Raw genomic sequence first — 25,121 nt, 5'->3', positions numbered from 1 at the left:
GCGCGCCGCCGCGCGTTCCGCTCCATTCGCCACCGGACATTCCACCATGAACCTCCCGCCACCGCATCGACGCTTGCACGCGCAACGATGTCGGCCATCCGCCCCGTTCACTTCCGCCAGGAGCGTCGCATGAGCGCCCTACCCGAACCCGCCGCCCAGCCGGTCGACGTGATCCCGCTGTCCGCCCATATCGGCGCGGAAATACGTGGCGTCGACCTCACGCAACCGTTGACCACACCGCAGATCGCGGCCATCCGCACCGCGCTGCTGAAATGGCGCGTCATTTTCTTCCGCGAACAATTCCTCACGCACGACCAGCACGTCGCGTTCTCCGCGCAGTTCGGCGAGCCGACGGTCGGCCACCCGGTGTTCGGGCACGTCGACGGCCATCCGGCCGTCTATTCGATCGCGAAGCACCGCAAGGCGACGCGCTTCGAAGGCGAACCGGTGCGCCGGCCGTGGACGGGCTGGCACACCGACGTGACGGCCGCCGTGAACCCGCCGTGGGCGTCGATCCTGCGCGGCGCGACGATCCCGCCGTACGGCGGCGACACGCACTGGACCAATCTCGTCCGCGCGTATGAAACGCTGTCCGAGCCGCTGCGCGGTTTCGTCGACGGCTTGCGCGGCATCCACCGCTTCACGCCGCCGGCCGGTGCGCGCGCCACCGGCGCGTTCGACGACGCGGTCGAACGCCGCCCGCTCGTGACCGAGCATCCGCTCGTGCGCGTGCATCCGGAGACCGGCGAACGCGCGCTGTACGTGAGCCCGAGCTTCCTGAAATCGATCGTCGGGCTGACGCCGCGCGAGAGCCAGGCGCTGCTCGAACTGCTGTGGGAACACGTGACTCGGCCGGAATTCACGATCCGCTTCAAATGGGAACCGCGCAGCATCGCGTTCTGGGACAACCGCGCGACCGCGCACCTCGCGCCGGTCGACATCTTCGATCTCGACTTCGACCGCCAGCTCTACCGTACGACGCTCACCGGCGACGTGCCGGTCGGCCCCGACGGCCGGCCATCGGTCGCACTCGAAGGCTCGCCGGTCGAAACGGCGGCGGCCGTCGCGCTCAACTGATCGCAACCGGCACCGGCGCGCGCGAGCGCGCCGGCCCTTCGTCCATCGATCTCCGTCAATCCAGCCACACGCCGTCGAACCGGTGCCCGCCGAGCGGCGAGAACGTCAGCCCGTGCACACGTTTCGACACCGGCAGCGACACGATCGACGTTGCGATCGGCGTGAACGGCACCTGGTCCTTAAACACCACCTGCGCCTGTTCGTACAGCGCCGTGCGCTTCGCGACGTCCGCATTCGAGCGCGCCGCGCTCACCAGCTTTTCGAAATCCTGATTGCACCACTTCGCGAGGTTGCTGCCGTGCACCGCGTCGCAGCCGAGCAGCGTGCCGAGCCAGTTGTCGGGATCGCCGTTGTCGCCCGACCAGCCGTACAGGATCGCGTCGTGCTGCCCGTCGTGCTTCGCGCGGCGGTTGTATTCGCCCCACTCGTAGCTGACGATCTTCGCGCGCACGCCGATCTTCGCCCAGTCCTGCTGGATCAGTTGCGCCATCAACTGCGCATTCGGGTTGTACGGGCGCTGCACCGGCATCGCCCACAGCGTCAGGTCGAAGCCGTTCGGGAAACCGGCCTGCGCGAGCAGCGCCTTCGCGGCGGCCGGATCGCGCGGCGCATCCTTCAGGCGCGGGTTGTACGACCATTGCGCGGGCGGCATCGGGTTCGTCGCGATCTTCGCGTCGCCGTTGAAGACGGTCTTCACGATCGCCGTCTTGTCGATCGCGATGTCGAGCGCGCGCCGCACGTCGACGCGATCGAGCGGCGCATGCTGCGTGTTGTACGCGACGAAACCGACGTTGAAGCCCGTTCCCGAGAACAGCTCCAGCTTCGGGTCGCGCCGCACCGTGTCGAGATCGGCCGGCCGCGGGAACGCCGATACCTGGCACTCGCCGGCCACCAGCTTCTGCAGGCGCGCGGCCGGATCGGGCGTGATCGCGAACACGAGCCGCGCGAGCTTCACGTCGTCCGGCTTCCAGTAGTCGGGGTTCGCTTCGTAGCGGATCAGCGCATCCTTCTGATACGTGCGCAGCAGGAACGGCCCGGTGCCGACCGGGAACTGGTTGATGTCGGCCTCGCGATGGCGCGCCGCGAGCTGCGACGCATATTCGGCCGACAGCACCGACGCGAACGCCATCGCGAGGTTGCGCACGAACACGACGTCGGGCGTCTTCAGCACGAAGCGCACCGTGTAGTCGTCGACCTTCTCGATGCGCTCGACGTTGCGGTCGAAGCCGAGATCGCTGAAGTACGGGAAGCTGACCGGGTAGGCCTTGCGGAATGGATCGTCGGGATCGAGCATCCGGCGGAACGTAAACACGACGTCGTCGGCCTGGAACGGCCGCGTCGGCTTGAACCATGCAGTCGTCTGGAATTTCACGCCATGCCGCAGGTGAAACGTGATCGTGCGCTGATCGGGCGACACGTCCCAGCTCGTCGCGAGCGACGGTTCGAGATCGAGCGTGCCGCGCCTGAACTGCACGAGCCCGTTGTAGATCGTGTACGTGCTCGCGTCGAAATCGGTGCTCGTCGTGTGCTGGCCCGGATCGAAGCCGGCCGGGCTGCCTTCGCTGCAGTACACGAGCGTCTTGCCGGCCGGCGCGGCGAGCGCCTGCATGGCCGCGCCGGCGAGCAGCAGCGACGCGGCCATGCAACGAAGTGCGACAACGGCATGCGGGGCGCGACGTGCGCGGCGCCCGGCTGACGAAACGAAAGAATGCTTCATGGTGGCGGAATGGAGGAGTAAGTCATGCGAATGACGACGGCCGATCTTCGCGCGCCTCCCGCCGATCGCTTACCAATTAATTCGGCGTTGCTTATCGCCGCGGGTGCATCCCGCTGTCCGTGCGTGAATATGTCCGCGCAAGCGCCGGGACATCGCCCGGCAGCCTTGCCGCGCCACCGCCTTCCGGCCCCCTGCAGATTCTCCGGAATTGGCGCATCGTATCGGCTGGCAAACGCCGGCAGAGGCGCGCCGGGATCCGCCCGGCGACGCCGCGCCGCCAATTCCTGGAGGACCCACGATGTCGATCAGCTCCGATACGCCCTCTCGTCCCGTGAAGTCGCCGGGCCCCGATCATCCGATCGCGATCGAGCCGCATCCGTCGCGCGTGGTGGTCACGGTGGCCGGCAAGGTCGTCGCCGATACGCGCCGCGCGCTGGCGCTGCGCGAGGCCAGCTATCCGGCCGTGCTCTACATCCCGCGCGAAGACGCCGACGTGTCGCTGCTGCGACGCACCGACCACGCGACATACTGCCCGTACAAGGGCGACTGCGCGTACTACTCGATCCCGGCCGGCGGCGCACGCGCGACCAACGCGGTGTGGACCTACGAGCATCCGTATCCGGCCGTCGAAGCGATTCGCGGGCACCTCGCGTTCTATCCGGACCGCGTCGATTCGATCGAGGAAAGCGCCGCCGACGCAGCCTGAGCGCCGCTGATTTGCATATGCGCATTCATTGGTTGGCCGCCGGCCCGCGCGGCCGTATCGTCCTGAATCCGGCGCGGGCCGGCCCGTTGCGAGCATCGCCCGCATCCGGCCCCGTCCTGCGCCGGCCGCGCCGCCTTTGCGCGCGACCCGTGAACCCGCACGCAGGACACCCCGATGAGCGACACACCGCACGCAGACGTTGAAACGACCCCGGCGAACCCGCGCCGCCGCCAATGGCTGCACGGTGCGGCCGCCGGGCTTGCCGGACTCGCGCTCGGGCCGCTCGCGACCCTGCCCGCACGGGCCCAGGGCAACGGCACGCGGCTGCGCATCGGGTTCCAGAAATACGGCAACTTCGTCGTGCTGAAGGCACGCGGCACGCTCGAGAAGCGCCTCGCCAGCCAGGGCGTCGCGGTGCAATGGCTCGAATTCCCGGCCGGCCCGCAACTGCTCGAAGGGCTGAACGCCGGCGCGATCGACGTCGGCACGGTCGGCGAAACGCCGCCGATCTTCGCGCAGGCGGCTGGTGTCGATTTCGTCTATATCGGCAACGAGCCGCCCGCGCCGCAGGGCGAAGCGATCGTCGTGCTGCCCGATTCGCCGATCCGCAACGTTGCGCAGTTGCGCGGCAAGAAGGTCGCGTTCAACAAGGGCTCGAACGTCCACTACCTGCTCGTGAAGGCGCTCGAACACGCGGGCCTCGCGTATGCGGACATCCAGCCGATCTACCTGACGCCCGCCGACGCGCGCGCCGCGTTCGTGCAGCGCAGCGTCGATGCGTGGGTGATCTGGGATCCGTATCTGGCGGCCGCCGAACGGCAGCTCGGCGCGCGCGTGATCGCGAACGGCGAAGGGCTCGTGCGCAACACGCAGTACTACCTCGCCGCGCGCAAGTACGCGGCCGCTCACCCGCAGGTGCTGCGCGCGCTGCTCGACGAAGTCGACGCGGTCGATCGCTGGGCGCGCGACCACACGCCCGACGTCGCCGCGCAACTGTCGCCGCTCGTCGGCCTCGACGCGCCGACGCTCGAAGTCGCGCTCAAGCGCGCCGGCTACGGCGTGCAGCCGATCACCGACGCGACGGTCGCGTATCAGCAGAACATCGCCGACACGTTCAGCACGCTGAAGCTGATTCCCGGCAAGCTGACGGTCGCCAGCGCGCGCTGATGCGCTGCCGAAGCACGACGCGACGCGTTACGGCGCAGGCGCCGCGCCGATGCGCCGCCATTCGTCGTAGTCGATGACGAGGCCGGCTTCGTCGATCGCGATATCGGCCGCATAGGTGCCGCTCTCGTAGCGATACACGTGTGGCGCCGTATGCGTATAACGCTGCTCGCCGCGCACGATGGCGAAATCCGGAAAGCGCAGCCATGCGGTATGGATCGTCGCAGCGTCGCCGACGGCCAGCGCCAGCCGCCGGATCGGCAGCATATTGGTCGACGGGCTGAAACCGAGGTCGATGTCGGTCGCGCCCGCGAGCAGCGGCGCGTCGGCGCCGTCGATCGTCCAGCGCCCGCCGTCGCATCCGAGGTCCAACCGTTGCGGCGGCAACGTGCCGAGCCAGCGTGTCACGCGCGCCGAGCGCGTGAGCCAGTCGGCACCGCATGCGATCGCATAGTCGATGCGAAACGGCACGCCGTCGATCGCGCCCGATACCGAACCCGACAGATCGACTCCCGTTCGCGTCTCCGCGAGCCGGCACCATTCGGCCGCCTGCCACGTCTGCACGATCTGCCATGCGACGCATCGCGTGCGCATCGCTTCATCCTGTTGCGTCATGTCGCCGTCTCCTGTCGGTCGCGCGAATGCCGATTTTCGCTCATCGCGTCGATGAACACACGCGGCTTCGGCAACCGACCTCCGGCGATACGGATTGCGCCCGCCCTCACGCCTGCAACGACTTCCCCGGCTCCTTCACGTGCGCGTCGACTTCCATCTGGTAGAAGCGCGCGCTGACGAACCCGAACAGCGTCCAGCCCAGGAACACGCACAGGGCGCCGAGCATCAGCGCCTGCTCGCCCGAGTTGAACAGCGCATAGAAGCTGTACGCGGTCGCGACCATCGCGATCACGTTCGTCACCAGCGCCTTGGCCGGCGGCACGTTCGCGACCTTCTGGATCGTGATCAGCGCGGCCATCGACATCACGTACGGCACGAGGTTCGTGACGACCGCGAGATCGACGATCTTCTGGAACTGGCTGCTCAGCTCCGGGCTGATCGTCATCAGCGCCAGCGCGACCTGCGCGACGAGCAGGATCACCATGCCGACGATCGGCGTGCCCGTGCGCGTCGCACGCGCGAACACCGGCAGGAAATAGCCGACGTCCGCCGAGCTCTTGAACACCTGCGCGACCGTGAACTGCCAGCCGAGCAGCGAGCCGATGCACGCGATCACCATCAGCGCGGTGACGATCGTGCCGACCGTCGGCGTGAACATCGTCGCGAACGCGATGCCGAACGGCGCGTTCGACTTCGCTAGGATCGCGTTCGGCACGATCCCAGCGATCACGTTGGTCGACACGATGTAGAAGATCGCCGATGCGATCGTGCCGCCGAGCACGGCGATCGGCACGTTGCGTTCCGGGTTCTCCACCGCATCCGAGTTCGCGCATGCCGATTCGAGCCCGAGGAACGCCCACAGCGTCACCGCGATCGAACTGCCGACGGCCGGCCCGAACGGCATGTCGTGCGGATTCCACGCAGCGCCCCAGGTTGCGCCGCTGAACCAGAACCAGCCGATCAGCGACACGATGACGACCGGAATGATCACGCCCCATACGGTCACCGCACCGATCCGGCCGGTGATGCGCGAGCCGCCGAAGTTCGCGACCGTCGTGAGCACGAGCAGGAGGATCGTCCACAGGCCTGTCTGCAGCGGCGACAGCGTCGCGCCGAACAGCACGGTGCCGTAGCCGACCGCCGTGACGCCGATCGCGACGTTGGCGATCACGAGCGACAGCCCGTACGTGTAGTTCGCCATGTAGTTGCCGGCCTTGCCGAACGCGTATTCCGCGTAGCCGCCCATCCCGCCCGGCTTGCGGCTCAACATCCCGCAGCGCGCGAACGCGTAGGCCAGCGCGAGCGAGCCGCCGGCCGTGACGATCCACGACAGCAGCGAGATCGTGCCGACCTGCGCGAGCTTCGCCGGCAGCAGGATGATGCCGGAGCCCATCATGTTGACCGCCGTGAGGATGGTGAGCTGCCAGACGTTCATCCGGTTCTTCGCCGCGGCCGCCGGGGCCGCGGCGGACATGCGTGCTGCGTTTTCCATGATCTCGATCCTTCGATGTGATGCCGCCGCGCGGCCGGTCGCTCGTGCGTCCGGCCGCCCGCTCATGCCGTCAGGCAGTACACGCAGTACGTGCCGTCCTCGACTTCCACGCCGTGCGTATCGTGCGCGAAGCCCGGAAAGCGCCGGTCGTACGCTTCGAGCGCCTTCAGGTAGCCGAGCACCGGGCCGCCTGCCGGCCCCGCGTTCTCGCCCGGCATCAGCAGCGGAATGCCCGGCGGATACGGCACGACGCCGGTGGCGACCGTGCGCCCGGCCAGCTCGTCGAGCGTGACCTGCTCGACGCGGCCCTGCACGAGATGCTCGTATGCGCGCACCGGGCTCATCTCCGGCTGCGGCAGGATCGAGAACGCCTCCGACATCAGCCGCGTCGTGCCGAGCTGCTCCATCGCCGCGAACATCGTGTCGGCCAGGTCCTTCAGCCCCATGCCCGCATAGCGCGCGCCGTGCTCCTTCGCGAGCGACGGAATCGCCATGTCGAGCGGCAGGTTCGCGTCGTAGTCGCGCTTGAAGTCGCACAGCGCGCTGACGAGCGAGCCCCACTTGCCCTTCGTGATGCCGATCGAGAACAGGAACAGGATCGTGAAGTCGGTCGTCTTCTCGACGACGATCCCGCGCGCATCGAGATAGGCCGTGACGACGCTCGCCGGAATGCCGACCGGCATCAGGCCGCCGGCCGGCGCGACGCCCGGCGTGACGATCGACACCTTGATCGGATCGAGCATGCAGTAGCCGTCCTCGATATTGCCGAAGCCGTGCCATTGCGCGCCGGGGCGCAGCACCCAGCACGACGGATCGCTCGCGAGCAGCTCGGGCGGCGCATCGTGGAACGGCAGCGTGCGGCCCGTGCGTGCCTCGAGCACGGTGTCGGGCTGCCAGCATTCGAAGAACCAGTCGCCCTTCGCGTCGAACTCGTTGTTCATCCGCGCGATCATCTGCCGGAACGCGACGGCCTCCTCGACCGACTCGTGCGTCAGCGCTTCGCCGCCGGGGCCGTCCATCATCGCGGCCGCGACGTCGTTCGACGCGATGATCGCGTAGTTCGGCGACGTCGACGCGTGCATCATGAACGTTTCGTTAAACTGACCATGCGGAATCGGGCTGCGGCCATCGCGCACATGGATGTACGACGCTTGCGACAGCGCGGTCAGCAGCTTGTGCGTCGACTGCGTCGCGAACACCGTGGGCCGGTCCGCACGATGGTCGCGCGGATCGCCGTGCATCGCATGGCGGTCGCGGTAGATCGGATTGAAGCGCGCGTAGCCGTACCACGCTTCGTCGAAGTGCAGGCGGTCGACGCTCGCGCCGAGCAGTTCTTCGACGCGCGTGACGTTGTAGCAGAGGCCGTCGTAAGTCGAGTTCGTGACGATCGCGTGCTTCGGCTGGCGATCGGCAAGCCCGGCCGCGAGCGGGTTCGATGCGATCGCCTCGCGGATCGCCGCCTGCGTGAGGCGCTCGGACGCGATCGGCCCGATGATCCCGTAGCGGTTGCGCGTCGGTACCAGGTAAGTCGGGATCGCGCCCGACATCGTCATCGCATGCTCGGCCGACTTGTGGCAGTTGCGATCGCACAGCGCGATCTGGTCGCGGCTCACGCTCGCCATCAGAATGATCCGGTTCGACGTCGACGAGCCGTTCGTCACGTGATACGTGCGATGCGCGCCGAACACGCGCGCCGCGTAGCGCTCGCTTTCGCCGATCGGGCCCGAGTGGTCGAGCAGCGAGCCGAGTTCGCCGACCGAGATCGACAGGTCGGAGCGGAACAGCGATTCGCCGAAGTATTCGAAGAACGCGCGGCCGACCGGCGACTTCAGGAAGCCCGTGCCGCCCGTGTGGCCGGGCGTATGCCACGAGTATTCGTAGACGCGAGAGAACTTCGCGAGCGCGCCGAACATCGGCGGCAGCACGGTCGAGCGATAGCGTTCGATCGCCGCGTGGATGCGCCCGCCGATGAAATCGGCCGTATCCTCGAGCAGCCACACGAAATCGTCGACCTGGCCCATGACCGTGGACGGCACCGACGACGCGACGCTGCGGTCGGCCAACAGGAAGATCGGCACGTTGGCATTGCGATGCCGGATCGCTTCGACCACCGCCTCCGACGGCCCGTGGCCGTCCACGCCGAGATCCCAGTCGAGCAGCACGCACTGGATCGACGGATCGGAACGGATCAGCATGATCGCATCGTCGGCGGACGTCGCCGTGAGCACGTCGATGTCGCGTTGCGCGAGCTCCGTGCTCAGTGTGCGGACCGCGCGTCCGGTCGCCGTTTCCTGCGTGATTTCGTCGTCGACCAGCAGCGCACGCATGCCGAGACGACGAATGCCGCCGGCGGATGTATTCATGATGTTGCCCTCGCTGTTCCGATGCTTCGTTGGTGTTGTTCGTCTCACGAGCACGCGGACAGCAGGCCACGGTCGGCGACATGAGACGCTCGTCATTCCGGTTTGATTCGCCATCCGATTCGGATGCCGCCTATGCCATGGATGCCTTTCGATGAAAAGCCGACGATTCGGCGAAACCGTCGATCCCTTTCAAATCGGATTTCATAATTGGATCATTTTTATGTGCACTTCAGCACGCCAATTCCTGCTTATTTGATCCTTCTCATCTTTCAATGAAATTGCCGTTTCCGGTCGATTGAATTCGCCGGATTTTGTTGCTACGATCGGCTGCGTCGCGCACTGACCGGCGGCAGCCGTGCCTCGCTGCGCAAAGCTGCTTCTGCGGCGCGCATCGGCATTCAGCATTCGCGGAAGCGTTTCAATCGGCTGCAGCGCGTGTCGAATGACGCATCGGCACGAATTCGGCTCCCGTTTCCGCACATTTACCGGAGAGTTCGCGTGAGCCTGTTGAAAATCGCAGTCGAGCCGGCGCTGATTGGCGCCTTTCTCACCACGCACGAACAGGTCGACGTATTTCAGACCGATTTCACGAATATCGCGGCAATCGTCGTCGGAATCGATGCGGCGCAGAAAATCCTGAAAACGGTCGAAAGAACCGGCTTCGCGATTCCGTTCTTCGTCGCGGTCGAGCCCGACCAGGAAGTGCCGCCGTCGGTCCTGCCGAGCGCGAGCGGCGTGATCCAGCTCGGGCATGGCAGCCGCCACTATTACGGCCGGCAGATTTCAGCCGCCGCCGATATCTACAGCGAGAACCTGCTGCCGCCGTTCTTCAAGGTCATGCGCGAATACGTGCAGCGCGGCTACGTCGAGTTCGACTGCCCCGGCCACCAGGGCGGCCAGTTCTTCTCGAATCATCCGCTCGGCCGGATGTTCGTCGACTTCTTCGGCGAGACGCTGTTTCGCGCCGACCTCTGCAACGCGGACGTCCGGCTCGGCGATCTGCTGATCCACGAAGGCCCCGCGCTGGAAGCGCAGCGCAACGCCGCGCGGATCTACAACGCCGACAAGACCTGGTTCGTGCTGAACGGCACGTCGACGTCGAACAAGGTCGTCACGAGCGCGCTGCTCGCGCCCGACGATCTCGTGCTGTTCGATCGCAACAACCACAAGTCGGTGCACCTCGGCGCGCTCGTGGTGTCCGGCGCGCGGCCGGTCTACCTCGAAACCGCGCGCAACGCGTGGGGCCTCATCGGCGGCGTCGACAGCGCGGCGCTCGGCGAAGCGCGCATTCGCGACGCGATCCGCGACGTCGCGCCCGAGCGCGCCGACCTGCCGCGCCCGTTCCGGCTCGCGGTGATCCAGCTCGGCACCTACGACGGCACGATCTACAACGCGCGGGAAATCGTCGACCGGATCGGGCATCTGTGCGACTACATCCTGTTCGATTCGGCGTGGGTCGGCTACGAGCAGTTCATCCCGATGATGCAGGACTGCTCGCCGCTGATGCTGACGCTCGGCCCCGACGATCCCGGCATCTTCGTCACGCAGTCGGTGCACAAGCAGCAGGCCGGCTTCTCGCAGACGTCGCAGATCCACAAGAAGGACAGCCATATCGAAGGGCAGAAGCGCTTCTGCGATCACCGGCGCTTCAACAACGCGTACATGATCCATGCGTCGACGAGCCCGTTCTACCCGATGTTCGCGGCGCTCGACGTCAACGCGCAGATGCATGCGGGCCCGGCCGGCAAACGACTGTGGCGCGACTGCGTCGCGCACGGCGTCGATGCACGCAAGCTGCTGCTGAAGACCTGCCGCCAGATCCGCCCGTTCGTTCCGCAGCATGTCGACGGCCGCCCGTGGGCCGACTACCCGACCGAGCAGATCGTCGACGACCTGCGCTTCTTCCGCTTCCATCCGGCCGACACGTGGCACGGCTTCGAAGGCTATGCGAACGACCAGTACTTCGTCGATCCATGCAAGCTGCTGCTGACGACGCCCGGCATCGATCGCGACACGCACGAATACGCGCCGTTCGGCGCGCCGGCGCCGATCCTCGCGCGCTACCTGCGCGAGCACGGCGTCGTGCCCGAGAAGGCCGACCTGTACACGATCCTGTTCCTGCTCACGCCGTCGGAGAGCTTCGGCAAGCTGCAGCATCTGGTCGCGCACCTCGCGCAGTTCGAACGCCATCTCGACCAGGACACGCCGCTGCGCGAAGCAATTCCATCGCTGTGCGAAGCGCATCCGGAGCTGTACGGCAGCATGCGCCTGCGGCAGTTGTGCCAGCGCATGCACGATTTCTACCGCAGCCACGACATGAAGCATCTGCAGAAGCAGATGTTCCGGCGCGCGCAGTTCCCGAAGCAGGCGATGCTGCCGCAGGCCGCGAATGCCGAGCTGATCCGCAACAACGTCGAGCTCGTCACGCTCGATCGCATCGAAGGCCGGATCGCGACCGAAGGCGCGCTGCCCTATCCGCCCGGCATCTTCTGCGTGGTGCCCGGCGAAGCGTGGGGCGGCCCGGCGCTCGACTACTTCCGCGCGCTCGAAGCCGGGATCAACGCGCTGCCGGGTTTCGAGCCGGAGATTCAGGGCGTCTACCTGCAGACGAAACCGGACGGCACGAAGCAGGCATCGGCGTACGTGGTGGCCGACCACCCGAGCGCGTCGCTGGCCTGAGCGCGCAGCTCGTCTCCATCGCGCCGATCGTGCAGAACTACCTGATCCGTGGCGCGTCGCCGCTGGCCGATGCGAGCGTCGGCATCAACGTGTTGGCGATGCATGCGGGCGTCGCGCTCGGTTCGGCGTTCGGCGTTTGGCGGCGTGCTCATCGAACACGATGCGATGCTGCGCGTCTCGCCGTGGGCCGGATGCCGGCACGCGGCCGTCGCGCTGGCGTGCGCATGTTTCCCGACGTGGCCCGCGCGGCAGGCCGCACGCGTATCGTGACGGGCGTTGCGCCCGTCCGCCGCATCACCACGCCTGCCGATAGATCGCCAGCGCGTCGGCCTCCGTCACCTCGCGCGGATTGTTCACGAGCAGGCGCGTCTGCAGCATCGCGTCCGACGCCATCCTCGGCAGGTCGCCCTCGCCGATACCGACTTCGCGCAGCGTGCGCGGGATGCCCGTCGCGACGATCAGCCGGTCGATCTCCGCGATCAGCGCATGCGTTCTCGCTTCGTCGCTGCCCGTCGCCGACGGCGCGACGATCGCCGCGAGTTCCGCGTACAGCGGCGCGGCGGCCGGCGCGTTGAAGCGCAGCACGTGCGGCAGCACGAGCGCATTCGACAGCCCGTGCGGCACGTGGAAGATCCCGCCGACCGGATAGGCCAGCGCATGCACGGCCGCGACCGGCGCATTCGCGAACGCCTGCCCGGCGAACATCGCGCCGACCAGCATCGACTCGCGCGCGTGGCGGTTGCGGCCGTCGTCGCAGGCCGCGAGCAGGTTGCGCGACAGCAGCGTCAGCGCGTGCACGGCCAGCATGTCGGACACCGGATTCTTCAGCCGCGCGGACGTATAGGCTTCGATCGCATGCACCATCGCGTCGATGCCCGTCGCGGCCGTCGCCGCACGCGGCAGGCCGAGCGTCAGCTCGGCATCGAGGATCGCGACGTCCGCGAACAGGTGCGGCGACACGACGCCCATCTTGCGCGCCTCGCCGACCGTGACGATCGATACGGCCGTCACTTCGGAGCCCGTGCCGGCCGTAGTCGGCATCTGCACGAGCGGCAGCCGCGCGCTCGCGACCTTGTCGACGCCGTACATGTCGGCCAGCGCCTGCTGCCCCGGCGCAAGCACCGCGATCAGCTTCGCGACGTCCATCGACGAACCGCCGCCCAGGCCGAGCACGATCTCGGCATCGGCCGCGACGGCCCGCGCGGTCGCTTCGAGCACCACATGCTCGGGCGGATCGGCGATCACGTCGTCGATCACGGTGACCTGCCAGCCGTGCGCGGCAAGGCTCTCCAGCGCGGGCGCAAGCACGCCGCTGCGATGCAGGAACGCATCGGTGACGACGCACAGCCGCACGAGCGCCGGAAAGCGTTCGCGCAACAACGCGCCGAGCCGGCGCGCGGCGCCGAAATCGACGATCTGCGTCGGAACGGTACGGAATTGAAACGGGTTCATCGAGTGCCTCCCGGTGGCGTCGCCGTGCCGGTGTCCGGCTGCACCATGTAGCGCGACACGTCGCGGCGATCGAGCAACGGAATGATCGCCCCGACACCGATGCGCTGGAAATGCGGCGTTTCCCGATGCGCGTCGAGGCCGTCCGCGTCGCGGTAACGCTCGAGGATCACGATGTGGTCGGGATCTTCCGGTGACCGGAAATACGCATAGTCGAGATTCTTCGGCTCGGCGCGCGTCGCGGGCGCGAGCTCCGCGAGCAGTTCGATCACGCGGTCGCCGTTGCCGGGCTTCGCGAAGTAATGCGCGATGACCTGGAGGTAGGGTTCGTTCATGCGGTGCTCCGTGTTCGACAAACGCCCGTCGCGACGGGGGCGCACGCAATCCGCTGCGAACCGGAGGGATTCAAACGCGATGGCGCGACACCGTGTCACTGACTCGTCGTCGCATTGTATTGAATCGGCAATACCTTCGCAGCGCCGTGACCGAACTGCGAAAAACATGTCGAATCTCGCTGCATATTCACGACGCGTCGGTTCGTAACCATCCGCCCACCGACACGCCGACGACTACCACGGCACCGTCCGCCCCAGATAGTCGAGGTATTCGAGCCCGGGGCGCCCCCGCTTCGCGATCAGCACGTCGACGAGGCTCGGCACGCTCTCGTCGATGGTCAGGCGCGCATCGGGCCCGCCCAGCTCCGTGCGGACCCAGCCGGGCGCCATCAGCGCCAGCGCGCGCGGCGTGTCGGCCTGGCGCGCCGCGAAGCTGCGCATGAACTGGTTCAGCGCGGCCTTGCTGCCGCGATAGACCTCGCGCATCCCGCTGACGTTGTTCGCGACGCTGCCCTGCCCCGACGACATCGCGCCGATCAGGCCGTGCGCGGTCACGAGATCCTGCAACGCCTCGATCACGCGCATCGGTGCAAGCGCATTCGTAATCATCACGCGCACGAATTCGTCGGTCGTCACTTCGCCGATCGTTTCGTTCGGGTCGTTGGTCGTCCCCGCATTCACGAACAGCACGTCGAAGCGCCTGCCCGACAGGCGCTCGCGCAGCGCCGCCAGTTGCGCCGGCTCGCAGATGTCGAGCGTATCGATCCCGAGCCGGCCGTCGAAGCGGTCCGCCAGGTCGTGCAGCTTCGTGCGTCCCGATCCTTCACGCACGGTGCCCGTTACGTTCCAGCCCTTGTTCAGGAATTGCTCCGCCATCGCAAGCCCGAGGCCGCGCGAAGCCGCGACGAGCAGGATCGAGGGTGCGTTGGGGTTCGATATGGTCGATTGCATGGTTGCCGCCTTTGCCGGGTTTCACGATGCGCCCACTATAGGCGCGCACCGGACCATGCACCAGACGCACCAGATGCAATCGATAGTTGCATTGAACGCCATGCCAGACCGCGCAGTGGCGTATCCTGTCCGCATGGAAGACATCGACCTGAATCTCGTTACGGCGCTCGACGCGCTGCTGTCGGAAAGCAGCGTGACGGGCGCGGCGCGCCGGCTTGGCCTGAGCACGTCCGCCATGAGCCGCACGCTCACGCGGCTGCGGCTCTCCACCGGCGACCCGTTGCTCGTGCGCGCCGGGCGCAAGCTCGTGCCGACGCCGCACGCGGCCGCATTGCGCGACCGCGTGCATGCGATCGCGAGCGACGCGCGCGCCGTGCTGCGGCCGGCGACGGCCGACGTGGACATGGCGACGCTCGCATCCACGTTCACCATTCGCGCGTCGGCGTCGTTCATGGAAATGCTGTCCGGCCCGGTGGTCGCCGCGATCGGCGAAGTCGCGCCGCACGTGCGCATCCGCTTCGTGCCCAAGCCCGACCGCGATCCGCAGGCGCTGCGCGACGGCACCGTCGATCTGGAAATCGGCAAGCGCGGCGACGACGCGCCCGAGCTGCACACACGCATGCTCGGTCACGACTGGCACGTCGCGGTGGCGCGCGCCGGACATCCGCTGTTCGCGTCGGCCAGGATCACGCCCGCGCGCTACGCAGCCTGCCGTCACGTGATCGCATCGCAGCTCGGCGATTTCGGCGGACCGGCCGACGATTCGACCGACCGATCCGGGCCGGGCCAGACCGTGCACGTCGTCGTCCCCGGCTACCCCGATGCGATGCGTGTTGCGGCCAGCACCGACCTGATCGCGCTGGTGCCGCGCTCGAGCCTCGGCAACGCGTTCACACCGGGGCTCACGGAAGCCCTCGGGCTACGCAGCTTCGAGATCCCGGTCCGCCTGCCCGCGATCCTCGTCGCCGCGCTATGGCATCCGCGCAATCACGGCGATCCCGTCCATCGCCGCCTGCGCGACGCGGTGATTGCGGTCTGCCAGCGCGCGTATCCGGATTCCCGCGCGCCACGCACACCGGCACGCAGCACGAAAACACGCACGGCCGGCTGACGCCGCGCATGTACCCGAAGCCGGCCCGCGCGACGCGCACGGGTCAGACCAGCCGGCCGCCGCCGTCGATGTGCAGGATTTCGGCATTCATGAAGCCGTTGCCCAGCAGGAATGCGATCGCCTCCCCGATTTCGTCGGCGCGACCGACGCGGCCGCCCGGCAGCGCCGATGCGGCTCCCGCGAGGATCGCATCGCGCGCTTCCGGGCCGAACGCGTCGTAAAGCGGCGTCTCGACGAAACCGGGCGCGACGACGTTGACGCGAATCGGCTTCAGTTCCAGCGCGAGCGACTGCGCCAGCGCTTCGACGCCACGCACGGCGGCGGCAATCACGGACGTACCTTGCGCGGACGGACGATCCGACAGTTGCCCGCCGGTCAGCACGATCGAGCCGGTCGCGGGCATCAGCGGCAACGCGGCCCGGATCGCGTAGACCGGCCCGGCAATGCGCTCCTGTATCGCGGCGAGCAGATGATCGGGATCGGTCTCGCCCAGCTTGCCGGCGATGAACCGGCCGGCCGTGACGACGAGGTGATCGACGCGCGTCATCGCATCGAATATGGCCTGCACCGCGTGCCTGTCAGCGATATCGGCCACCGCGATGCGCGCGCCGCCGATCGCCAGCGCGGCGGCCTCGAGCTTCGCGCGGGTCCGGCCGACCAGCGTGACAGCGGCGCCCCTCGCCTTCGCGGCCGCTGCGGCCGCGAGGCCGATTCCGGAGCTCGCGCCGAATATCACGACGTGCGCGCCGTCCAGTGTCGAAGATTGCAGTGCCTCGTTCATGTCGATTCCTCATCAGGGATTGAAGGTTCGCGAACGTTAGGTCATTCTCCATTGCGCCGGAACGTGGGAGACTTGAATAGGGTTCATTCCATAAAGGAATAAGATGGATTCGCTGCGATCCATGCGCGTGTTCGTCCGCGCCATCGAGCTGGGCAATTTTTCGGCGATCGCTCGCGAGGAAGGTACCGGCCAGCCGACGATCAGCAAGATCGTCGCCGCGTTCGAACGGGAACTGGGCGTTCGCCTGCTCGAACGCTCGACGACGAGCCTCGCGCCGACCGACGAAGGCCGGCGGTTCTACGACCGCTGCAAGCGCGTGCTCGACGAATACGAAAGCGCGGTGGCCGAGGTGCGCGGGCAAGCGCTGCGGCCGGTCGGCAAGCTGGTCGTCAACGCGCCGCTGGGGCTGGGCGAGCTGAGGCTGAACGCGCTCATGCTCGAATTCCTCGCAGCGTGGCCTGAAATCGACGTCGAGCTTCATTTGACCGATCGCGTGATCGATCTGGTCGAGGAAGGCGTCGACGTCGCCATTCGCCTCGGCCACGTGCTGCCGCCGGATGTAATCGCGCGCAACATCGCGTCGTCGCCGCGTCTGCTGGTGGCCGCGCCGGCGTATGTGTCGCAGGCGCCGAGGATCCGCCGGCCGGAAGACCTGGCGAAGCATGAGTATGTCGGATACGCGCGCGCGGACATCATCGGCAGCGAACTGGAATTTGTGCGGGGCGACGAGAAAATCGCCGTTCCGGTACACGGGCGGTATCGCGTGAACAGCTCGATCGCGCTGCGGGAATGCTTCCTGGCCGGGAACGCAGTGGGCAGCGCGCCGGCGTGGCTCGTTCAGGACCTGATCGACACCGGGCGGCTCGTCCGGCTGCTGCCGAAGTGGGACATGATTCCGCCGCATGCGCTGCACCTCGTGTATGCGTCGCGCCGGTATCTGCCGCTCAGGACCCGCACGTTCCTCCAGTTCATGGAGCAGCGGATTCCGGAACTGCCCGGGTTCAGCGCGACGACAACGGCGACCATGACGTCAGCCGCAATCGTGTCGCGGCAGGCCCGCTGACCGACGGCTGCCACGGTCACGGCCGCCCGGGCGCCCGGGCGCCGATCCGTCGCCGTTTCCCCGCGCCGTCGAATCCCCGCCATTGCAGCGCGCCCCGGCGGCGCCGGCGGGCCCTTCGGCTAAAATGCCGCACTTTCCACCTTGTCCGGCCCGCTCGCCATGCAACCCGCCTCCCACGCCCAACCCGCCTCCCACGGCGCCGCCGCCGCAGAATCGGCCCGCGACCTCGTCTACGGCCCGAACGACCGGCCCGCGCCGACGGTCGCCTTCGTCGCCGCGCTGCAGCACCTGCTGGCGATCATCGTGCCGATCGTCACGCCCGGCCTGCTGATCTGCCAGGCGCTCGGCGTGTCCAGCCGCGATACGACCCTGATCGTGTCGATGTCGCTGGTGATTTCCGGCATCGCCACCTTCGTCCAGTGCAAGCGCTTCGGCCCGCTGGGCGCCGGCCTGTTGATCGTCCAGGGCACCAGCTTCAACTTCGTCGGCCCGCTGATCGCGGGCGGCAGCCTGATGGTCAAGCAGGGCACGCCGGTCGAGACCGTGATGGCCGCGATCTTCGGCGTCGTGATGGCCGGTTCGTTCGTCGAGATGGGCGTGTCGCGCATCCTGCCGTTCGTGAAGCGCCTGATCACGCCGCTCGTCACCGGCATCGTCGTGCTGCTGATCGGCCTCACGCTGATCAAGGTCGGCCTCATCAGCATGGGCGGCGGCTTTGGCGCGATGGCAAAGGGCACGTTCGCGAGCGCGGAGAACCTGACGCTGTCCGGTCTCGTGCTCGGCACGATCATCCTGCTGAACCGCGTGCCGATCGTCTGGGTGCGCAGCACCGCGCTCGTCATCGCGCTCGCGATCGGCTACCTCGCGGCTGCGTTCCTCGGCCGCCTCGACTTCACCGGCATGCACCAGGCCGCGCTGTTCCAGGTCCCGACACCGCTGCATTTCGGCATCGGCTTCTCGTGGTCGCTGTTCGTGCCGATGCTGATCATCTACCTCGTCACGTCGCTCGAAGCGATCGGCGACGTCACCGCCACCAGCAAGATCTCGAACGAGCCGGTCGAAGGGCCGGTGTGGATGCAACGAATCAAGGGCGGCGTGCTCGTCAACGGCGCGAACTCGCTGCTGGCCGGCGTGTTCAATACGTTCCCGAGCTCCGTGTTCGCGCAGAACAACGGCGTGATCCAGATCACCGGCGTCGCGAGCCGCCATGTCGGCATCTGGATCGCGGGGATGCTGGTGGTGCTCGGCCTGTTCCCGGTCGTCGCCGGCGTGCTGCAGGCCGTGCCGGAGCCGGTGCTCGGCGGTGCGGCAATGGTGATGTTCGGCGCGGTGGCCGCATCGGGCATCAACATTCTCGCGGGCGTCCAGCTCGACCGCCGCGCGCTGCTGATCATCGCGGTGTCGCTGGCGCTCGGCCTCGGCGTGTCGCAGGTGCCGGACATTCTGAACAGCCTGCCGCACGCGCTGAAGAACGTACTGGAATCGGGCGTCGCAACGGGCGGCATCTGCGCGCTCGTGATGAACTGGTTCCTGCCGGAAAAGAAGTAAGGACGGAATGCGCGGCAACCGCGCGGTGTTTCAGGCACCGCGTCGGCCAGCCCGCAAGCCGGTTCAATCCGACCGCGCCAGACAGCCACAGCCTCGCACCAGGGGCAATCCGCGTCGCCCGAAATAAGATGGCCACCCGAAGGGCGACGCGCGTATGATGAACTCATCAGGGCATTCGTGAGCCGTTCGACTGCTCGCCCTCCATCTCCCACTCTTGCTGCATCGCGCTCACGTTCGCACGCAGCGTTACGCCTTTCGCCCTACCCCGTCGCGCCACACTGGCGATACTGGCCGGACGCGTTCGTCCCGCGATTCGTCGCGATCGAACGTTCAGAAGCTCGTCATGAGCGTGCGTCTCTATCGTGGAATCGCATATTGCCCGCTCATTTGTCCCCATGTGCCGGCGCAGAACGGCCGCCCGCATGACGACGCCGCCGGCTTCGTCACAGTGGTCGAGATTTTACGTGCGGGCACTGACGACAACATCGCTCGAAATTGGCCCGCACGGCGGCTTTCCGAGTGAAATCAAACGCGCTCGCCGTGCAGCAAGCCAAGAAGTGAACCATAACCGGGAGTCGAAAAACATGAGCTGGTACTGCGATGTGGAGCGCGAACTGGCTCATATTAGGGGAGCGATCGGACTGCTCGAGCAAACACACGACGCCTTCACGAACCGATCGCCAGTGAGCGATCCGGCGTATTGGCGAGTCAAGCTCGACACACTCCGGACACGATTTGAGCGCAATAAGGTACTTGAATACCAGATCACCGAGCTTTCCGCTCGCCTCGATCGAATCCGGGATCCGAACTTCCGCAAATAAGAATCTGCCACGCACGTCCGAGAATTCGGTTGCACATCAATTCGGGACCCAACACATCTTGAATGCCGGATTGCAGGCTGCAGAACAGCTCGGCGAACGCAGTATCCGCGGCGGCGGCCGTCGCGCGAGTCGCCTTGACCCGGCCTCACTCGCGAGTCGGTTCGTCATCCATATCGTTTTTCCGGCATGCATCCCGGGAAGCAGCCAAACCGGGCTCATGCCGGACTTCGGAGCAACATCATGACTGACGCCAACCCAAACAGCACCTTCCGGCACCTTCCACTGACGCCCGAACAGGATGCGGAAATCCGGCACTACATCAGGAAGAAAGAACAACGGGGCGAACCATGGGACACCCCGGAGCTGGCGACGATGCTCAAGGACATGCTCGATCCTCCCGTCAACGACGACGAGGAGCCCGACGCCGACGTCGAGGAAACGAAGCTGGCCTGCGAGTATGCATTGGCTTCGATCGACGAGGCCATGGAACCTGTTTCCGCGAGTGAGGAACGAAACGCGGCAATGGAAGCCGAGGAGATGAAACACCCCAGGCGGTAGCGCGCCTCCAGATCCGAAACTCGAACCGAAGCTGCGCCGTCGTCCTGATCTTCATCGCCTTTGTGTGCCCTTCCGTATCGTTGCCGCTTGCAAAAGGTGGAGCGAATGCATCGGGCATGATCCTGACGCCGCAAGCTGCATCGACACCGGGCCCGAAGACGGGCGATGTCGCGCAAAGCCCGGTCGAAGCGAGCGAACTCCGTTGAGACTCGCCCCAGGCAAGCTTTGCCTTCAACCTGGACCGGCCAGCCATCCTTCCACCCGCTTTGTCGCGTATGCAACCGCATCGTCACGCGCCTCGAAGCCGGCCAGATCGCTGCTGGCGTGCGCTTGTCCCTGACGGCGGACGCGATCGCGGATTGCTTCCGATCCGATCGCAGGCATGACACCTGCATCGAGTACGTTTCGCCATCCTTACCGAATCTCTTCCGAGCAAACCGCGGCAGCGCACGACCCGTGCAGACGACCGTTCAGAAGAAGTTCAGTGCGCCCATAGCTGGCCACGCCGCTCGATCGAGGCCACAACGATATTCAATACATGACGGACGACGTCCTCATCCGTCATACCCGCATCAAGGTACTGGCGGACCCTCATGATCTGCGGCTGATGAGAACCGTCATCGTTGTCCATCACGAAAATACTGGCCGTCGCGGTGTCGGTCATCAGGGCTACCTGAATGGTCTTGCCGCAAACGATCGCTTGCATGCTTAGGGTAGTCATCGCCGTGTCCGGTCTGGTTATTGGGGGCTCAAGTATGCGCCCCTATACCCGGGCGAATCCTCCTGTAAGCGCTCCATTTCCAGCCGATTCGCGGGTTATTCGCTCGCTGCGAGCAGCTTTGACTTATCGGTGCAATTTCGGTGCCGATCGCTCGGGTTTGTTTTGCATCTCGGATTCAACCCGTCGGTTCCCGGTGCTCGCACAAGTCACTCTGGACATAACCGGTTTCCTTATGATCGAGCGGTTCCGGCAGATGCCGCCTTGGCACCGGGCGGCACGATCAAGCGCGGGGAAACGCCGCTCGAAGCGGCGCATCGCGAGTTATGCGAAGAAACCGGCATGACCGGCCAGACTCTCGTTTACTCGATGCAATTCACCGGAATCGCGAAGGCACATCACGTGTTCTTCACGGAAGTCGGCCCGGACCAGACGCCGCAAGCGAACAACGAGATCGAGAAATGCAGGTGGTTTCCCGTCGACGGCGTCGACGAACTACGCGCGAGCATCCCGACGAAGCGAATCGTCGAACTCGTCTATAACCACGAAATCCGCAAGTCGTAGCCCGCACGAATCCCGTGCGGCTCGTGCGCATAGAGGACAAGCGCATTCCCGAGCCGTCGCCGGCCCGAGTCGCTTTTTCGTGGATCACAGCGGCCGCGCGACCGCTCAGTGCGCGCGCTTTCTTCGTAACTCGTGCGTGGAATAAACGACGAGGAAGATGCCCAGCATCGTCGCGCCGGACGCCATGAAGTCGTTTGCGGTTCCCGAGCTATGCAGGGACGTCGGGAAGATGCCGAGACTCAGTCCTGCGGCGGCAAGAAGCAATCCTGCAGCCACACCCCAGATCGGTCCGGCGGTCATTTCGATTTTATTTTTCATGCAGCACCCGTCTACAGTCATTACCTGGTCGGTATCGGCAAATACGCGCCGCGCCTACCTCCAGTGGTTCCACTATAGCCGGGAAATAATTCGCAAACTTTCAGTGCTTTTCCCGATCAAGTTTTCTCGTTTACGGCCGCTGTGCAGCGCCGGCGCCGCGGCGCAAGTGCGCGCCGTCAAGCACGCCGATTCGCAGGAAAACGGGATGACTGAAGGCAGCAGACTTAATCTGCTGCCGGCAACGCCTTGCCAGGTAAGACTCCCACCACTACGGATCGCGACTACCCATGATCTTACCCATGTCCGGGGCGAGCATGAGAACACGTTGTCACATACAGGACGCCCCTCATCCAAGCAAACGAGGACAGGTACTTCGACAGCGCTAGAGTGTCTGGTTATCGCATCCTGCGCTTGCGTTATGTCGCCGCATTCTCGACCGGCGGCCGGACGCCAGCCGGCATGAATTTCAGTGAGGTGGGGGCTCGCCTTCGTAATGGAAATCGCCGCGTGCAGTCCTGCCCAACCCGTGCGACTCCGGCGGCGATGCAACTCGCGCTGATTTTCCATACCGGCCGGTTCTGCCCAGCAGAAAGCGGCTCCGTCTGAATTCGCGTAGCCACCTCTGAGGTTGATCCTCAACACCCGGCCCCGTCATTTGTTCACGTTCTCGCAACTCGTCGGGCCGTCGCCCCAACTCTTTCCGCCGCCGTTCTTGCACTGCCGCTTGGTGTATTGCTCAGGCAGCTGACCTTTCGGCAACTTTCCGTCTGCGGGACAATTGTGATGGTAATAGCAGAAAGATTTTTCGGCGGCACCAGCTTCTCCGTTGAAAACAAGGCAGGCCATCAAGGCCGGAAAGAGAATCTTGGCAATAGTGCGCATGTCGATTATCCAGAGCGAAAAATTGCAGACAAAGAGATAGGCACCGCCAAATCATCTTAGGAAATTTTTTTAACTCAAATGCAGAAAACGCTCTATCGTTTACCCTAAATACGGATTTGCTAATTTTTTACCATTCCTTAAAACAATTCAATATTTCGCACCAAACAGTGGATATCATTTTTGTCAACACTGAACCCTGTAATTTCGACTCCGGATCGGATGGCAGCGCGGCGCTGTCGTCGCTTGATCCGTTCAATGAAGAGCGTAGCTGGCGTCGGACACGATACTCCAGTGTCCTGAGTTGCAGGGAGCAACGCCTGCCGCCGACTCCCCAACATCGGCTACGCCGTCCGGGCGTCAATACCGCTTTCCGTTGGTCCTCCGATCAGCCGATCCTATACAATGGACCCTCGATATTTCGGTATCCGATGTATCGCGTAGAGAAGAATATTCTTCGGCACGCGCGCGATTTCGTCATCGGACAGCAAGCGCACTACCTTGGCGGAGGATCAAAGAATCAATGCGCGCTCGGAAAATACTCTCCTGGTCTTGACGACTGCGCCGGCAGCAACGAGGGATTGCCGCCCGATCACGGCGCCATCAAGCACTACGGTCCGAATGCCGATCTGGCGACGAAGCAGCGGGCACTCGAGAAACTGGCGCCAGCAGAAGCCGCCCCGTTCCGGTTCAAGCCTTCCGACAGCGTGCTCGCTTTCCTGAAACAGCTCTGATTATCTACAGTTTCGTCGCCGGCGATCCACCGCTGCCGGACACCGGTCGACGAGCTGGACATAACCGGGAACGGTGCCTGAAAGCGTTTATGCTCTGCAGAGCATAAGCATGAACCTCGTTCATCTCCCGTGAATGACCACGCCTGTCCAGCGTTCCGTCAATCAATACGTCACGGTCACCACAATGACGTCGGTATAGGCGCCGGGGCTGACTGCCTGCCTGGCAACGATTCGGCCATACACCTGGTAGGTCGAGGTGCCGCCCACTTGCGGAATGTTATCCGTGCCGGTAACGATGGAACTGCCGCCGGTACCGTCGCCCCAGATCTGGCTGTGTGCGGCGTCCAAATAGAGCTGGTAGGGCAGGATGGAACTGCCACTGCTCATCCTGCGCCCGGCATAGCTACCGCCACCGCCCGTGCCAAGCGCGATAGCGTAGGCGCCGGTGCCGGACGCGGCGCTGCAACTGAGCGTTACCGTGGCGGTGCTATCGGTGGGCGTGGTGAAGGTTGGGTTGTACACGCCGAACGCGAGGCCCGAGGCGGACACAGTGCAGGCGGCCTGTCCCGCCGCCGGGGCGAGCAGTATCAGCGCCGCCAGGGCGAGCCTGCGCGTCACGGCTTCTGCTCCCGGCAAGGCAATGGCCCGATCGTCGGGATATCGCCGGGCACAGGCCGGTAGTCGAAGGCGACACTGCAGCGCCGCCCGTCCGGCCGCTCGACGTCAAGTTCGTTGTGGGCATCGAGGTCCAGGACATACGCGTTGCCGTCATAGCCGACGGGAACGGTGGTACCCGTCGCCCGCAGCGTGGCGGTGCTGCCGACCGCCACCGGCGTGCCAGCCTCGTCGACCAGCCGCAGCAATGCGCCATGGCTGATCTGCACCGGGAACCTGACCACGACGCCGGAGCGGTCCTGGGGCCGCACTTCCCGCGTGGTGAAGGCAATCGCGGCGTCCGGCGGGATATCGGTTGGCTCTATGCCGATGTGATTGACATCGAAGGAACGCAGATCGGGCACCAGCCGCCGCCCTGCGGAGTTAGTGCGGCCCGCGTCGCGATTCTCGTACAAGACCCGGACATGTTCCAGTCCGTCGGTGTCCACCACGGCGAAGCTGTCCTCGATCGTGTTGGAAGCAAACAGGCCGCCATCTACGAACGAGACCGCGCCCTGGGATTCCAGCCGCAGCGATGTCTGCCCGTCGACGCGGTCAGCTCCGGCCGTGAGCAGGGCCCAGGGCGACTTGTATTGCAACTGGGCGAACTCGTGGCTGGAATTGCCGTCGGAGCCATAGAGCTGGTAACCCCAGTCGCCGATCGTCACCGGTGACTGCGCCGCCTGCACCTGCCGGTAGCCGCCGCTCGACCCGGATCCCACGCTGGCACTAATGTAAGCGCTCGACACGTACCGTCTGTTCATGAGGGCGCGGCACCGGCAATCTGATTCCCATCAGATGTAATGGGAATCAGATTGATGAAG

General features: G+C 65.7%; 25 protein-coding genes. 11 read left to right on the top strand and 14 right to left on the bottom strand.

Annotation, left to right across the window (positions count from 1 at the left end; translation table 11 throughout):
• Positions 1-129 precede the first annotated feature (129 nt).
• Complete coding sequence (locus ACPUER_RS30185) at positions 130-1,077, top strand: TauD/TfdA dioxygenase family protein (RefSeq protein ID WP_425132897.1); 948 nt, start codon at positions 130-132, stop codon at positions 1,075-1,077.
• Positions 1,078-1,132: 55 nt separating this feature from the next.
• On the opposite strand, the gene ACPUER_RS30180 is transcribed toward ACPUER_RS30185, so the two are convergent.
• Positions 1,133-2,794, bottom strand: a complete 1,662-nt coding sequence (locus tag ACPUER_RS30180) for an ABC transporter substrate-binding protein (protein WP_425132896.1) — start codon at positions 2,792-2,794, stop codon at positions 1,133-1,135.
• A gap of 298 nt (positions 2,795-3,092) precedes the next feature.
• Between ACPUER_RS30180 and ACPUER_RS30175 the strand changes: the two genes are divergently transcribed.
• Together ACPUER_RS30175 and ACPUER_RS30170 are read left to right on the top strand one after the other, a co-directional pair.
• The gene (locus ACPUER_RS30175) at positions 3,093-3,500 is read left to right on the top strand and encodes a DUF427 domain-containing protein (protein ID WP_425132895.1); all 408 of its coding nucleotides are present in this window, start codon (positions 3,093-3,095) and stop codon (positions 3,498-3,500) included.
• 174 nt (positions 3,501-3,674) lie between these two features.
• Positions 3,675-4,667, top strand: a complete 993-nt coding sequence (locus ACPUER_RS30170; RefSeq protein WP_310140305.1) for a sulfonate ABC transporter substrate-binding protein — start codon at positions 3,675-3,677, stop codon at positions 4,665-4,667.
• Positions 4,668-4,694: 27 nt separating this feature from the next.
• Here the strand turns inward: ACPUER_RS30170 and ACPUER_RS30165 are convergent, their stop codons facing one another.
• From ACPUER_RS30165 to ACPUER_RS30150, 4 genes are all read right to left on the bottom strand, one after another.
• Positions 4,695-5,279: a putative glycolipid-binding domain-containing protein gene (locus tag ACPUER_RS30165; RefSeq protein ID WP_425132894.1), complete on the bottom strand. Its 585-nt coding sequence runs from the start codon at positions 5,277-5,279 to the stop codon at positions 4,695-4,697.
• Positions 5,280-5,385: 106 nt separating this feature from the next.
• On the bottom strand, positions 5,386-6,771 hold the full coding sequence (gene potE / locus ACPUER_RS30160) for a putrescine-ornithine antiporter (protein ID WP_175958771.1): 1,386 nt from the start codon (positions 6,769-6,771) through the stop codon (positions 5,386-5,388).
• A 62-nt stretch (positions 6,772-6,833) separates the two neighbouring features.
• Positions 6,834-9,134, bottom strand: a complete 2,301-nt coding sequence (locus ACPUER_RS30155; RefSeq protein ID WP_425132893.1) for an Orn/Lys/Arg decarboxylase N-terminal domain-containing protein — start codon at positions 9,132-9,134, stop codon at positions 6,834-6,836.
• A 201-nt stretch (positions 9,135-9,335) separates the two neighbouring features.
• A complete protein-coding gene (locus ACPUER_RS30150) occupies positions 9,336-9,539 on the bottom strand; it encodes a hypothetical protein (RefSeq protein ID WP_310140314.1) in 204 nt (67 codons plus the stop codon).
• Positions 9,540-9,632: 93 nt separating this feature from the next.
• On the opposite strand from ACPUER_RS30150, the gene ACPUER_RS30145 reads away from it, so the two are divergent.
• A complete protein-coding gene (locus ACPUER_RS30145) occupies positions 9,633-11,813 on the top strand; it encodes an ornithine decarboxylase (RefSeq protein ID WP_425132892.1) in 2,181 nt (726 codons plus the stop codon).
• Positions 11,814-12,107: 294 nt separating this feature from the next.
• On the opposite strand, the gene ACPUER_RS30140 is transcribed toward ACPUER_RS30145, so the two are convergent.
• The 3 genes from ACPUER_RS30140 to ACPUER_RS30130 form a co-directional block, all read right to left on the bottom strand.
• Positions 12,108-13,265 (bottom strand): iron-containing alcohol dehydrogenase, encoded by a 1,158-nt coding sequence (locus ACPUER_RS30140; protein ID WP_425132891.1) that lies wholly within the window; start codon positions 13,263-13,265, stop codon positions 12,108-12,110.
• On the bottom strand, positions 13,262-13,597 hold the full coding sequence (locus ACPUER_RS30135) for a putative quinol monooxygenase (protein WP_425132890.1): 336 nt from the start codon (positions 13,595-13,597) through the stop codon (positions 13,262-13,264). Before ACPUER_RS30135 ends, ACPUER_RS30140 begins: the two co-directional genes overlap by 4 nt.
• A 234-nt stretch (positions 13,598-13,831) precedes the next feature.
• Positions 13,832-14,548 carry an SDR family oxidoreductase gene (locus tag ACPUER_RS30130; RefSeq protein WP_175958765.1) on the bottom strand — a complete coding sequence of 239 codons (717 nt, stop codon included), beginning with the start codon at positions 14,546-14,548 and terminating at the stop codon, positions 13,832-13,834.
• 133 nt (positions 14,549-14,681) lie between these two features.
• Here ACPUER_RS30130 and ACPUER_RS30125 point away from each other — a divergent pair, with 133 nt between their 5' ends.
• A complete protein-coding gene (locus ACPUER_RS30125) occupies positions 14,682-15,659 on the top strand; it encodes a LysR substrate-binding domain-containing protein (protein WP_425132902.1) in 978 nt (325 codons plus the stop codon).
• 43 nt (positions 15,660-15,702) lie between these two features.
• On the opposite strand, the gene ACPUER_RS30120 is transcribed toward ACPUER_RS30125, so the two are convergent.
• On the bottom strand, positions 15,703-16,440 hold the full coding sequence (locus ACPUER_RS30120) for an SDR family oxidoreductase (protein WP_425132889.1): 738 nt from the start codon (positions 16,438-16,440) through the stop codon (positions 15,703-15,705).
• Between the two features lie 103 nt (positions 16,441-16,543).
• Here ACPUER_RS30120 and ACPUER_RS30115 point away from each other — a divergent pair, with 103 nt between their 5' ends.
• The 4 genes from ACPUER_RS30115 to ACPUER_RS30100 all read left to right on the top strand — a co-directional run bounded on the left by ACPUER_RS30115 (position 16,544) and on the right by ACPUER_RS30100 (position 20,430).
• Positions 16,544-17,503 carry a LysR substrate-binding domain-containing protein gene (locus tag ACPUER_RS30115; protein ID WP_425132888.1) on the top strand — a complete coding sequence of 320 codons (960 nt, stop codon included), beginning with the start codon at positions 16,544-16,546 and terminating at the stop codon, positions 17,501-17,503.
• A gap of 159 nt (positions 17,504-17,662) precedes the next feature.
• Positions 17,663-19,051 carry a uracil-xanthine permease family protein gene (locus ACPUER_RS30110; protein ID WP_175958762.1) on the top strand — a complete coding sequence of 463 codons (1,389 nt, stop codon included), beginning with the start codon at positions 17,663-17,665 and terminating at the stop codon, positions 19,049-19,051.
• A gap of 464 nt (positions 19,052-19,515) precedes the next feature.
• The gene (locus ACPUER_RS30105) at positions 19,516-19,872 is read left to right on the top strand and encodes a hypothetical protein (RefSeq protein WP_425132887.1); all 357 of its coding nucleotides are present in this window, start codon (positions 19,516-19,518) and stop codon (positions 19,870-19,872) included.
• 240 nt (positions 19,873-20,112) lie between these two features.
• Positions 20,113-20,430: a hypothetical protein gene (locus ACPUER_RS30100; RefSeq protein WP_072436892.1), complete on the top strand. Its 318-nt coding sequence runs from the start codon at positions 20,113-20,115 to the stop codon at positions 20,428-20,430.
• A gap of 481 nt (positions 20,431-20,911) precedes the next feature.
• Here ACPUER_RS30100 and ACPUER_RS30095 read toward each other — a convergent pair whose 3' ends face one another.
• Positions 20,912-21,151, bottom strand: a complete 240-nt coding sequence (locus tag ACPUER_RS30095; RefSeq protein WP_175958761.1) for a hypothetical protein — start codon at positions 21,149-21,151, stop codon at positions 20,912-20,914.
• A 261-nt stretch (positions 21,152-21,412) separates the two neighbouring features.
• On the opposite strand from ACPUER_RS30095, the gene ACPUER_RS30090 reads away from it, so the two are divergent.
• Positions 21,413-21,712, top strand: coding sequence for an NUDIX hydrolase (locus tag ACPUER_RS30090; protein WP_425132886.1), 300 nt, complete (start codon positions 21,413-21,415; stop codon positions 21,710-21,712).
• A 105-nt stretch (positions 21,713-21,817) separates the two neighbouring features.
• Here the strand turns inward: ACPUER_RS30090 and ACPUER_RS30085 are convergent, their stop codons facing one another.
• Both ACPUER_RS30085 and ACPUER_RS30080 read right to left on the bottom strand, forming a co-directional pair.
• Positions 21,818-22,030: a hypothetical protein gene (locus ACPUER_RS30085; protein ID WP_175958760.1), complete on the bottom strand. Its 213-nt coding sequence runs from the start codon at positions 22,028-22,030 to the stop codon at positions 21,818-21,820.
• Positions 22,031-22,681: 651 nt separating this feature from the next.
• A complete protein-coding gene (locus tag ACPUER_RS30080; RefSeq protein WP_175958759.1) occupies positions 22,682-22,912 on the bottom strand; it encodes a hypothetical protein in 231 nt (76 codons plus the stop codon).
• Positions 22,913-23,079: 167 nt separating this feature from the next.
• Here ACPUER_RS30080 and ACPUER_RS30075 point away from each other — a divergent pair, with 167 nt between their 5' ends.
• A complete protein-coding gene (locus tag ACPUER_RS30075; RefSeq protein ID WP_425132885.1) occupies positions 23,080-23,643 on the top strand; it encodes a hypothetical protein in 564 nt (187 codons plus the stop codon).
• Positions 23,644-23,805: 162 nt separating this feature from the next.
• Here the strand turns inward: ACPUER_RS30075 and ACPUER_RS30070 are convergent, their stop codons facing one another.
• Together ACPUER_RS30070 and ACPUER_RS30065 are read right to left on the bottom strand one after the other, a co-directional pair.
• The gene (locus tag ACPUER_RS30070; protein ID WP_175958758.1) at positions 23,806-24,261 is read right to left on the bottom strand and encodes a Csu type fimbrial protein; all 456 of its coding nucleotides are present in this window, start codon (positions 24,259-24,261) and stop codon (positions 23,806-23,808) included.
• Entirely contained in the window at positions 24,258-25,061 is an 804-nt protein-coding gene (locus ACPUER_RS30065; protein ID WP_425132884.1) for a fimbria/pilus outer membrane usher protein, read from the bottom strand. The genes ACPUER_RS30070 and ACPUER_RS30065 overlap by 4 nt, the downstream gene beginning before the upstream one ends.
• Between the last annotated feature and the right edge of the window lie 60 nt (positions 25,062-25,121).

The organism is Burkholderia sp. DN3021, assembly GCF_049805555.1.
In the GTDB taxonomy this organism is placed as follows: Bacteria; Pseudomonadota; Gammaproteobacteria; order Burkholderiales; family Burkholderiaceae; genus Burkholderia; species Burkholderia pyrrocinia_C.
Note: the sequence above shows the minus strand (reverse complement) of the source record. Positions and strands in the feature narration are given on the sequence as shown.